Annotated in this window: 9 protein-coding genes; 3 read left to right on the forward strand and 6 right to left on the reverse strand. The window is 32.2% G+C overall.

Translation table 11 applies throughout. From position 1 onward, the window contains the following. Positions 1–4: 4 nt before the first annotated feature. Entirely contained in the window at positions 5–1,300 is a 1,296-nt protein-coding gene (gene tyrS, locus J9309_RS03820) for a tyrosine--tRNA ligase (protein ID WP_230477185.1), read from the reverse strand. Positions 1,301–1,435: 135 nt separating this feature from the next. Between tyrS and J9309_RS03825 the strand changes: the two genes are divergently transcribed. Then, complete coding sequence (locus J9309_RS03825; protein WP_230477186.1) at positions 1,436–2,335, forward strand: CorA family divalent cation transporter; 900 nt, start codon at positions 1,436–1,438, stop codon at positions 2,333–2,335. A 60-nt stretch (positions 2,336–2,395) separates the two neighbouring features. Here J9309_RS03825 and J9309_RS03830 read toward each other — a convergent pair whose 3' ends face one another. Both J9309_RS03830 and J9309_RS03835 read right to left on the reverse strand, forming a co-directional pair. Next, on the reverse strand, positions 2,396–3,898 hold the full coding sequence (locus J9309_RS03830; RefSeq protein WP_230477187.1) for a RagB/SusD family nutrient uptake outer membrane protein: 1,503 nt from the start codon (positions 3,896–3,898) through the stop codon (positions 2,396–2,398). 11 nt (positions 3,899–3,909) lie between these two features. Further along, positions 3,910–7,041 carry a SusC/RagA family TonB-linked outer membrane protein gene (locus J9309_RS03835; protein WP_230477188.1) on the reverse strand — a complete coding sequence of 1,044 codons (3,132 nt, stop codon included), beginning with the start codon at positions 7,039–7,041 and terminating at the stop codon, positions 3,910–3,912. Positions 7,042–7,430: 389 nt separating this feature from the next. Here J9309_RS03835 and J9309_RS03840 point away from each other — a divergent pair, with 389 nt between their 5' ends. Beyond that, positions 7,431–8,429: an NAD-dependent epimerase/dehydratase family protein gene (locus J9309_RS03840; RefSeq protein ID WP_230477189.1), complete on the forward strand. Its 999-nt coding sequence runs from the start codon at positions 7,431–7,433 to the stop codon at positions 8,427–8,429. Between the two features lie 15 nt (positions 8,430–8,444). Beyond that, the gene (locus J9309_RS03845) at positions 8,445–9,509 is read left to right on the forward strand and encodes a diphosphomevalonate/mevalonate 3,5-bisphosphate decarboxylase family protein (RefSeq protein WP_230477190.1); all 1,065 of its coding nucleotides are present in this window, start codon (positions 8,445–8,447) and stop codon (positions 9,507–9,509) included. 22 nt (positions 9,510–9,531) lie between these two features. On the opposite strand, the gene J9309_RS03850 is transcribed toward J9309_RS03845, so the two are convergent. The 3 genes from J9309_RS03850 to J9309_RS03860 form a co-directional block, all read right to left on the reverse strand. Further along, positions 9,532–10,269 carry a DUF4184 family protein gene (locus J9309_RS03850; RefSeq protein ID WP_230477191.1) on the reverse strand — a complete coding sequence of 246 codons (738 nt, stop codon included), beginning with the start codon at positions 10,267–10,269 and terminating at the stop codon, positions 9,532–9,534. Between the two features lie 87 nt (positions 10,270–10,356). Then, on the reverse strand, positions 10,357–11,100 hold the full coding sequence (deoC, locus tag J9309_RS03855) for a deoxyribose-phosphate aldolase (protein WP_230477192.1): 744 nt from the start codon (positions 11,098–11,100) through the stop codon (positions 10,357–10,359). Positions 11,101–11,109: 9 nt separating this feature from the next. Continuing rightward, positions 11,110–11,583 (reverse strand): Lrp/AsnC ligand binding domain-containing protein, encoded by a 474-nt coding sequence (locus tag J9309_RS03860; protein ID WP_230477193.1) that lies wholly within the window; start codon positions 11,581–11,583, stop codon positions 11,110–11,112. Positions 11,584–11,593 lie beyond the last annotated feature (10 nt).

Here is an 11,593-nt window from a genome sequence, read left to right on the forward strand (position 1 = left end):
AAGATTACTCAACAATTAAGATGAAGTAATTTTTCTTTCCTTTTTGTAATAAAACGTATTTATCAGCAATTAAGTTATCTGCAGTTAAAACAAACTCTTCAGTTACTTTTTCTTTATTAACCGAAATAGAATTTGCCGTTAACTCACGTCTTGCTTCTGAATTTGATTTTAAAAACCCTGATTTTTCAGCTAAAGCAGCAACAATATCTAATCCAGCATCAATATCAGCTTTATCGATTGTACCTTGTGGAACACCCTCAAATACTGATAAGAAAGTATCTGCATCTAATTCTTTTAAATCTTCTGAAGTTGACTTACCGAATAAAACTTGAGATGCTTTTTCCGCTTTACGTAACTCATCAACACCATGAACTAAAATTGTAATTTCAGTTGCTAACTTACGTTGTAATTCACGTAAATGTGGTTCTTGACGGTGACGCTCAATTAATTCATCAATTGTTTCTTTATCTAAGAACGTATAAATTTTGATGTATTTTTCTGCATCAGCATCCGCTTGATTTAACCAGAATTGGTAGAATTTATAAGGAGATGTACGGTTTTTGTCTAACCAAATATTTTCTCCACCTTCAGACTTACCAAATTTAGTTCCATCCGCTTTTGTAGTTAATGGACATGTAAAAGCAAAACCTTCACCACCATCCATACGACGAATTAATTCTGTACCAGTTGTAATATTACCCCATTGATCAGAACCACCCATTTGTAATTTAGCTCCTAACTCACGGTATAAATGAACAAAATCATATCCTTGAATTAATTGGTATGTAAACTCTGTGAAAGACATTCCTACGTTAGATTCTGCAGATAAACGGTTTTTAACCGAATCCTTAGACATCATATAATTTACAGTAATGTGTTTTCCTACAGTACGTGCAAAATCAATGAATGAAAATTCTTTCATCCAATCGTAGTTATTAACTAAAATTGCAGAATTCCCATTATTAGAATCAAAATCTAAGAATCGTGCTAATTGTCCTTTAATACCAGCAACATATTTATCTAAAGTTTCTTCGTCTAATAAACTTCTTTCTGCTGCTTTTCCTGTTGGATCACCAATAAATCCTGTTGCTCCACCAACTAACGCGATCGGACGGTGCCCGTGGCGTTGTAAATGAACTAACAAGAAGATCGGCACTAAGCTACCTACGTGTAAAGAATCGGCAGTTGGATCGAATCCCACATACCCTGAAGTCATTTCTTTAGACAATTGCTCTTCAGTCCCTGGCATAATGTTGTGAACTAGCCCTCTCCAAGTAAGTTCTTCAATGAATGGATTCATAATATATATTATATTTTAAAAAAAATTTGCGAGGTGTAAAGTTATAAATTTCTAATCTATTATTTAAATTGAAAATATCTTATAACGTTAAATTCTATATCTTTAATAGAAAATCAACTAAATCCTTGCTTACATATGGAAGTTTTTTTTCAAAATCAACAAATCAAATGGATTAATTTACATCATCCTACCACTAAACAATTAGAAGAAATTGCTTCTCAATATGGCTTTTTAAAATTAACAATTGAAGACAGTTTAGAGCCTGGACATTTGCCAAAATTTGAATCTGATGAGCATATATCATTTCTATTAGTTCGATTTTTTGATCAAGAAAAAAGAACATTAAAAAATGTAGTTCGGGAATTTAGCCACAAAATAAGTATTTACTTTGGGAAAGATTTTATCATTACCGTACACCAAAAAGAAGCGTCGGTATTTGATCGTGTCCTACAAAAATACATCCATAAAACAGATTCTAATAAAGTTACTAAAAAGGGTATCATTTATAATATTATAAACGAAACTTTAAAAACTTTCGAACCTCCAGCTGACCGAATGGATGAGGAAATTAATACATTAGAAGAAATGGTTTTTAGCAATAATTTTGAAAAATTAAAACTTCAAAATTTATATCATTTAAAAAGAGAAGCATCTGCTTGTCGAAAAATTTTAGATTACACGCTTGATGCATTAAACGAATATACACTCTCGAATAATAAAACAAGTACAATGCAAGATTTGAAAGAAGATTGTATAAAAATGCTGCATTTACATACCCAAATCGTTGAAGATGTACAAAACCTATTATCGATTTATTTGTCTTTAAATAGCCAAAAATCGAATGATATCATGAAAACTTTAACCATTTTTTCAGCCTTTTTTTTACCTCTTACATTTATCGTTGGAATTTATGGAATGAATTTTAATTACATGCCTGAATTAAGTTATAAATGGGGTTATCCAATTTGTATCTTATCCATGTTAATACTCGTAATTTTTATCTATGCATGGTTTAAACGTAAAAAATATCTATAAATAAAAAAGGTCGGCAATTGCCGACCTTTTATAATGTTATATAATTGACTATTTGTTCAATTATGATGGGTTTTGTTCACATAATGGGTTTGCATTTAACTCAGAACGTGGAATTACCCAAGTCCATCTTAAGTCATTTGCAGGAATTTCCCATACATTGTTAATAACAGCTGCAACAGCACCTGTGTCACGACGATTTAATGGAGAAGCAGTACGTTTTAAATCAAAGAAACGGAATCCTTCACCCCATAATTCGATACGACGATGTAAGTATAATTCATCTAAATACGCTTGACCAGAAGTTGTAAATCCTGTAAAAGCAGTATCACGAGCTGTTGCTAACTGAGCTAAAATAGCTTTAGAACCAGCTTCATCTCCTAAGAAATATTTCGCTTCAGCTTCAATTAAGTACATTTCTGCAACACGCATAAATGGTACATCACCTAATGGTGTGTTATTGTCACGATTTTTAGTTATAAACTTCTCAGACGTATATGGGAATTTAGAATAACTAGATGCTAAATTTAAAGATGCATGCTGTCCTGTTGGATCAACTACTTGTGTACGAACGTCAGTTGTTGGGAAAGCTGCATATAATGCATGGTTCATAACCTTAGGCGCTTGACGAATTTGCGTCGAGTTATAGTTACGAGACATGTAAGCATGGAAGTTACCAAAGTAATCTGTTTGATCTGCAACAATTGTGATACCCCACATCCACTCAGGATTAGTATAATCATTAAACCCTTGCTTGTATTGCGCTTGAGTCATTAATGATTTACCTTGACGCGCTAAAGCTGCATATTGTGCTGCTTTTTCATAATCTTGCTGTACTAAAGCAATACGTGCTTTAAGTCCTAAAACATTATCTAAAGCAAAGTGAGAACTATTAGTTTTAGTTTTACCAGTTAATAATTGCTCTGCTTTATCTAAGTCAGCCCAAATTTGAGCATAAACTTCTTCTACAGTATTTCTTGCTTTAGGCACTAAGATTTCTGATGAAGATGGATCTGTGCGGATAATAACTCCTAATTGAGAGTTATTTTGTCCTTTTACATAACGGTTAGCATAACGTTGTACTAATTCGAAATGTGAGTAAGCACGGTAAGCATAAGCTTCTCCAATAGCTTTTTCTTTTAACGTTTGATCACCTGTAGCTGCCTCTCCGTAAACAATTACGTTATTAGCAGAACGGATCATCCCGTACCAGAAATTCCATGGGTAAGATAAATCTGTAGAAGATTCGTTATTATTAGTTAACCATCTCATTCCACTTACAAACCATCCATTACCTTGAGTAGGAAAAATAACATCTTCACCTAAAATCTCATTCACAATTAATTGAGCTGTATATCCGTTTTGCCCTTGTGAAGAGTTTTGACGAACATACATATTTCTGTGCATACCGTTAATGATTACCATTAAGTTTTCGCCTGTCGCATATGCTACAGCATCAGAAACACTTGATGTCGGAGTCGTATCTAAAAAATCATCAGAACATGAAGTTAGAGTTAATGAAGACCCTAAAACTAATGCTGCTAATATATATTTTGCTTTTTTCATTTTATTAATTTTTAAAATTGAACATTTAATCCAACAGAAATAGTTCTAGCAGGAGTAAAACGATAAGATGTTGTACCGTTAAATGACTGAACTGGTTCTAAACCTTTTCTTGCTGTCCAACTTACAAGGTTTTCTCCACTTAAGTAAAGTTTTAAAGAAGAGAATCCTAAACTTTCTAATTGTTCTTTTTTGAATGTGTATCCAAAAGTTGCAGATCTAAACGCTAAGTAATCTGAATCTACTAACCAACGAGACGAAGCTGCTAAGTTTTGCGTTGTATTATTTGTAGTTAACTTGTTCATGTTTGTTACTTGTCCTGGAGTAGTCCAAGCATTTAACATATCTACGTGTAACGCTCCTCCATCTGGTGCAGTATCAATAAAACTTGCATAGTTTGTATCATACGTTTGTCCACCAATTTGATATGTAAATAACGTATTCAAGAAGAACCCTTTGTATGAGAAGTTATTAGAGAAACTTCCGTATAAATCTGGCATTGCAGAACCTACATAACCATATTCTGCATTATTGTGGTTAATTGTATACTTTTTACCATCAATTTCACGTGTACTAGCATCGTCAGCACGAGTAGGATCTTGCACGTATAATGAACGTCCATCGTTAGGGTCAATTCCATGGAATTTTCTTAACCAGAAATCATAGATAGAAGAACCAACAGCTAAACGCTTTGTACCATTAATAATTTCTTCTTGACCATCTGGTAATTTTGTGATCTCATTTTTAATTGTTGCCCCATCCACATTGAAGTCCCAACGAAAGTTTTCGTTACGTACGATTCCGAATTGTAATGCAACCTCAATACCTGAATTTTGCATATCTCCCATATTCTTGTTGATAGAATTTCCTGGAACCCCGTCAGATCCTGGAGTAGGAACAGCAAAAATTAAGTCAGATGTTTTTCTGTTGTAGTATTCAACAGTACCAGCAACACGGTTGTTAAATAATCCAAATTCAACTGCTACATCAAATTGTGCATTAGTTTCCCATGTTAAATCAGCAGAACCAATTTGAGTTAATAATACTCCTGTTTCACCTGCATTATTATATCCTAAAGAGAATAAATTTAAGTCAGTTTGATAACCAGGTGCTGAAGAAATACCACCATCATTACCAACTTCCCCGTAAGACCCTCTTAATTTTAATAAATTAACTACGTTAGAATTAACTAAGAATGATTCTCTGTGTAAGTTCCAAGCTGCACCAGCAGACCAGAATATACCTTTATTATTATCCTCAGCAAAACGAGACGATTTATCTTGACGAATAGAAGCAGATAAAGAATATTTACTATCATAATCGTATCCTAAACGTGCAAAGTAAGATTCTTTTCTTAAATCATAAGTATATCCACTCGCACTAGTAGTAGTTAAGTAATTTGACAACTCTTTAATTCCAGCCATTACCTCACCAGTTTTTCTAGTGTATTGGTAATCGATGTGTCTGTCAAAAGACTCGTGTCCTAAATCAACTGTAAAGTTATTTAATCCAATAGATTTTTGGTATGTTAAAATCTGGTTTAATGTTAAACCTGATGTTTTTTGACTTTCAATTGCTAATGCTGCAGTACCAATTGCATCACCAATTTCTTTATTTCCGTAAGCTTTGAATCTGAAGTTTTGAACATCGTATGCAACGTTAGTTCTGAAAGTTAAACCTGGTAATAATTTAAACTCTGCAAAAGAACGTACATTAACAGCATTTGTTTCTCTGATACGGTCATTTAATAATGTTTCTTGTAAAACATTACGTCCTGCTCCAGCACCAGCACCACGTCCTCTTGTAAAAGTACCATCATATCTAACATTTCCGTTTGCATCATACATTCTATTCCCTTGTGCATCATATAAGAATGGAGAATAAATTGGTGCCATGTAACGAGCTGTGTAGAAAGGATTGATGTAAGAAGTACCTTCTCCATCTTCAGCTTGATTAGATTTAGTTAAGGTACCAGCAACATCTGTTCCTAACTTTAACCATTTAGAAACATCAGTAGTTGCACCTGCACGAGCAGTATAACGCTCAAAATCTGATTTAATCACATAACCTTCTTCATTGTTATAAGACATCGAAGCATTATATGACGTATTTTCTGTCGCTCCTGCATATCCTAAACTATATTGTTGGATAGATCCAACTCTTGTTACATAATCTTGCCAATCAAAATCATTAAATAACATTGATGCATTTGGGTTTAATTCCCCATTGATAACAACTGCATTATTTGCAACGTTATAAATATTATTTTGTAAGTTTTGAGAAATTAAGTTTTCAGATGCCCACGTATTCGCTTGTTCTAAAGTTGCATTTGGATTTGACTCTTGGTATCCATTACGCATTGCAGTCCAAGTTAATTTGTAGTAATCTTCAGTTCCAATTCTATCATACTCAGGAATACCACGAGTTACTACCCCTGTATTTGTAGATAATGTGAAAGTACCTTTTTTACCTTTTTTACCTTTTTTAGTCGTAATCATAACAACCCCATTCGCTGCTGACGAACCGTATAATGACGTAGAAGCTGCATCTTTTAACACGCTAAACGACTCGATATCATTAGGGTTAAGATCAGATAATGATCCTGTAAATACAGCACCATCAACAATATATAATGGAGAGTTTGATAAATTATATGAAGAGATACCACGAATACGGATATCAACTCCTGAACCTGGTTGTCCAGTAGTCGTTGAGAATTGCACCCCTGGAGCTCCTTCTAATGCCTTAGCAACGTTTGTTAAAGGACGATCTTCAAAAGCTTCAGATTTAATTTGAATATTAGAACCTACAACTGTTTCTTTCTTTTGAACACCGTAAGCAACGATAACTGTTTCTTCTAAATCGATATTATCTGAAACTGATGCTGTTTCTAATGTACCTAACGTAGTAGAAGTAACAACTACTTCTTTTCCGTTAATTAATAATACATCACCAACTTTCGCATCGATAGAGAATTCACCATTCTCATCTGTATAAACCACCGTATTAGTTCCTTTGATTTGAACTGGAACGTCCATTTCAGGAAAACCATTTTTATCATTTACAGTTCCTGTAGTTTGAGCGTATGCTACAGCTCCAAACCCAAGAAAAGCTAAAAGACTTAATGAAGTTAACTTTCTTCTCATGTGTCAATTTATTATTTAGTGGTACAATAATAACATTTTCTTAAGAATATTAATATAAATTTAACGTTGTTTTGTTTAAAATTTGAAAAATCATCACAATAAACTAGGTTAAAACGACGTTATATTTAATCATTTTGACTGTTTTTTAAATTTTTGTTAATAATAAAATTTATTTTATTTGATAAAAACAAGTTTATTTATCAAATACTTACACTGTTTTTAACTAAAAACACTTCTTAAATCACCTATTTTTTTAACTTTTGATTTATAATTTAAGTTTTTATTAAGTTTTTTGTGATTTTAAAATCATTTTCAATCTTAAAAAAATAAACAAAAACATCCTCGCTCTTTAAAAATTCATATTTTTGATAGCGTTTAAAAAAACAATAATGATATTTGTTACAGGAGGTACAGGTTTAGTCGGCAGTAATTTATTATTACAATTAATAGATAAAGGTGAAAAAGTACGTGCCTTAAAACGCTCAGATTCTAATATCAGAGAAGTTGAATTGTTTTTTAAGCGAAATAAATCACAGGAAATTTTTCATAAAATTGAATGGATAGAAGGTGATATTTTAGATATTACATTTTTATCTATCGCTTTAAAAGATGTAAAAACAATCTTCCATACAGCGGCATTTGTAAGTTTTGATCCGAAAGATGCCGAAAAAGTAATCCAAACAAATGTTTTCGGAACTGAAGGTTTAATTAATGAAGCAATTGATTCTGGAGTTGGGAATTTTATATATGTAAGTTCGATAGCTGCAATGGATGATATTAATCCAGTAACTAAATTGATTGATGAAAAATCTACTTGGAACAATGACGCTAAACATTCGGCTTACGCCATTTCAAAATACCGTTCAGAGATGGAGGTTTGGAGAGGTTCACAAGAAGGTCTAAATGTTATTGTTGTTAATCCTTCAATCATAATTGGTTCTTACGATGGACATCGCGAAAGTGAAAAATTATTCCAAGACAATTTCATTAATAATTACGCTCCTACAGGCGGAACTGGTTTTGTAGATGTTCGCGATGTAACTAAAATAATTATCAGTTTATACGACCAAAATTTATATAATCAAAAATATATAATCAACGCTGAAAACGTTACTTATGCAGAAGTTTTAGCACATGTTGCGAAAAAGAAACAAAAAGAAATCAATTCAATTTCTAATAAAACTTTAAAAGTTTTACAATTAGTAACATCTGTCACAAAACATTTCGGAACTCCAACTTTAGATAGTGGAACTTATCATGCGTTAACGACGTTTACCAAATACGATAATTCAAAAATAATCAATACTTTAAATTACAAATTTATTCCTGTTAAAGAAGCAATTGATTATCATTATAATAATTACCAAAAAATTATTTCTTCTAAATAAGATATTTTTGCCCACATGGAAAAGCAATTTCAAACAACATTAGACACAATATATTTATTAAAGGAAGGTGAAGTTTCAGCGAAAAGTCCTTCAAATATTGCCTTGATTAAATATTGGGGGAAAAAGGAAAATCAAATTCCTACCAATAGTTCTATCAGTTATACTTTAACCAATTCGTACACAGAAACTACTTTAAAATTTACTCCAAAACAGGAAGATGGTTTTGATGTAAAAGTTCATTTAGAAGGCGAATTTAAAGAAAGTTTTGCACCTAAAATCATAACGTTCTTCGAGAGAATTACGGCATATATTCCGTTTTTGGAACAATATAGTTTTGAAGTTCATACCTCAAATTCATTTCCACATAGTTCTGGTATTGCATCATCAGCATCTGGAATGAGTGCTTTAGCACTTTGTTTAGTACAGATTGAACAATTATTAGGCGCAAATTTAACGGAAGATGAAGCTTTAAAGAAAGCATCATTTTTAGCAAGATTAGGATCTGGAAGCGCATGTAGATCTGTTTATAAAGGATTAGTTGAATGGGGTGGAAACAACTTTATGAAAGGAAGTTCTGACTTATATGGAACAAAATATCCTGACACTGAAATTCATGATGTTTTTAAAACATTTCATGATACGATTTTATTAATTCATGAAGGAGAAAAATCTGTTTCTTCTACTGTTGGTCATAATTTAATGAACGGTCATCCTTATGCTGAACGTCGTTTTGATGAAGCAAACGAGAATCTACAAAAATTACTTCCGATTTTAAAATCAGGTGATGTAAAAGCGTTTGGAGAATTAGTTGAACACGAAGCCTTAACTTTACATGCAATGATGATGATGTCGAGCCCAGCTTTTATTTTAATGAAACCTAATACAGTTGCGGCTCTTGATAAATTATGGGAATTCCGTCGTGAAACTGGAAATCAATTGTATTTTACTTTGGATGCAGGTGCAAACGTGCATTTATTGTATCCTGCTGAAGATGCTGAAGCGATTGAAATTTTCATTGAGAATGAATTGAAACAATTCTGCCAAAGTGGAAAATACATTAAAGACAAAGTAAATTTCTAAATATTAAAAAAAACCTCAAGTTTTAAACTTGAGGTTTTTTATTGATCTTATGTAAAATTCCCGCTATAGTTAAAGCTATAAAACCACTCATCATCAGAACAACTATTAAATTCCCAACTGTAATTTCTATCGGAAATAATTCAAATCTTATGATTGAAAAGATAAGTGTAAAAACGAATATTTTCATCCAAAATTGATAGTCAAAAGATTTGGTTGCGATTGAAGAAATTGGAAGTTGGTGTATCCAATAAAGTATATAACACAATCCCACAACAGAACTAAAATGTTGTAAAAATTTAAATCCTTTCACTTCAAATCCAACATCAAACCACACTGATTTTAAGAAAGAAATTTGATTGACGAAAAATCCCCATTCGTGCGTAAAAGCATCCCAAATTAAATGTGAATATGTACCGATGATTATTGAAAAAATTACTACAAACCAATTATTTTTAAAATAATTCCACCAATCGAATGCTGTAAAATTTATACATCTCGATTTGAAATAAATTGGAAGTTTTTCGATTAAAATATTTCGAACGAAAAGCTGGAAAATAAAACAATAAATTAAAGCTAGTGGTAAATCGAAATACAAAGCACCCAACCAATCATGTCCATAAGTAGCTAAAATTTTCATTCGAGAAAAATATTCCAAATCAGGCGACATCGATCCAACGACAAGTCCTGTTAAAGAAACATATTTCCCTGAAATTTTATGAAACGGTAAAAATATTGAGGCGTGTGATAATGTAAATGGCATCGCAATTCTGAAATTTATAAAGAAAGATATAAAAAAAACGTCCTTAAAAATAAAGACGTTTTTTAAAATTTATTGGATAATATTTTTTTAGTAACCTCCGTTAACTTGCTCTCCTTTTGCAATTGCTAAAGCTGAAGAAGTTCCGATACGTTTTACGCCTAAATCAATCATTTTCTGTGCTTCCTCGATGTTACGAACACCTCCCGATGCTTTTACCGGTAAAATTCCTGCATGTTCTAACATTAATTTAATCACATGCTCATTTGCTCCATTCGGCTCACCATTTGGAGTTTGATAAAAACCAGTAGAAGATTTTACAAATACATTTTGTGCATGTTCTTCACCAATTTTATTTATTACAATATCACGAATTAATTGTGTAATAGAAATAATTTCTTCATCAGTTAAAGCTGCCGTTTCAATGATCCATTTTACAACTTTACCTTCTCTTAACGCAACCGTTGTACATGATTCAACCTCATCAGCCACTTTCTCCACTTCACCTTTTTTGAAAGCTTCGAAATTAATAACGAAATCTAATTCATCCGCACCATCAGCAATCGCTTTTTGTGCTTCTCTTAATTTTTCGTTTACATCATTCGTACCTTCATGGAAACCAATTACAGTTCCTAAAACAACTTCTGATTTATTTTCATCTAACAATTCACGAACCGAGCGTACGTAATCTGGGCGAATCATTACTGCATAAATCCCATTTTCCATTGCTTCTTGAGCTAATGCTCTAACTTGATCCAAAGTTTCAGAATTTGAAATTCCGGCTTGTTCTGGAGTTTTAAGATACGTCGAGTCTAAATATGTTTTAATACTCATCTTTATATATTAAAGTTTGATTTGTCTATTTATTGTTTGTTCCAACGAAATAATCGTTTCGGTACGAGTTACACCGTCTATTTGCTGAATTTTCTGATTCAAAACATTCATCAAATGCATATTATCTTTGCAAAGAATCTTTAAAAAGATCCCGTAATTACCTGTGGTAAAATGAGCCTCTACAACTTCTGGAATTGCTTCTAAAGATTTAATCACATTGATGTATGATGATGATTTATCCATAAAAACCCCAACAAATGACATTGTTAAATAACCCAATACACTCGGATTTATTATAGTCTTTGTCGAATTAATTAATCCTGAAGTTTCCAATTTCTTGATACGTTGATGTACAGCTGTATTAGAAATTGACAATTCTTTTGCTAATTGAGATACAGGAATATTTGCATTATCCATAAAAGCATTCAAAATCAATTTATCAATTCCGTCAAGTTCAACTTGACCGTTGTCATGAATTCTCACTTCCTTTCAG

Source organism: Faecalibacter bovis (genome assembly GCF_017948305.1).
Classification (GTDB): Bacteria; Bacteroidota; Bacteroidia; order Flavobacteriales; family Weeksellaceae; genus Empedobacter; species Empedobacter bovis.

Coding starts and splice junctions, on each gene's coding strand:
- tyrS (WP_230477185.1), bottom strand. CDS start 1,300: ATGAATCCATTCATTGAAGAACTTACTTGGAGAGGGCTAGTTCACAAC.
- J9309_RS03835 (WP_230477188.1), bottom strand. CDS start 7,041: ATGAGAAGAAAGTTAACTTCATTAAGTCTTTTAGCTTTTCTTGGGTTT.
- J9309_RS03825 (WP_230477186.1), top strand. CDS start 1,436: ATGGAAGTTTTTTTTCAAAATCAACAAATCAAATGGATTAATTTACAT.
- J9309_RS03840 (WP_230477189.1), top strand. CDS start 7,431: ATGATATTTGTTACAGGAGGTACAGGTTTAGTCGGCAGTAATTTATTA.
- J9309_RS03850 (WP_230477191.1), bottom strand. CDS start 10,269: ATGCCATTTACATTATCACACGCCTCAATATTTTTACCGTTTCATAAA.
- J9309_RS03830 (WP_230477187.1), bottom strand. CDS start 3,898: ATGAAAAAAGCAAAATATATATTAGCAGCATTAGTTTTAGGGTCTTCA.
- J9309_RS03845 (WP_230477190.1), top strand. CDS start 8,445: ATGGAAAAGCAATTTCAAACAACATTAGACACAATATATTTATTAAAG.
- deoC (WP_230477192.1), bottom strand. CDS start 11,100: ATGAGTATTAAAACATATTTAGACTCGACGTATCTTAAAACTCCAGAA.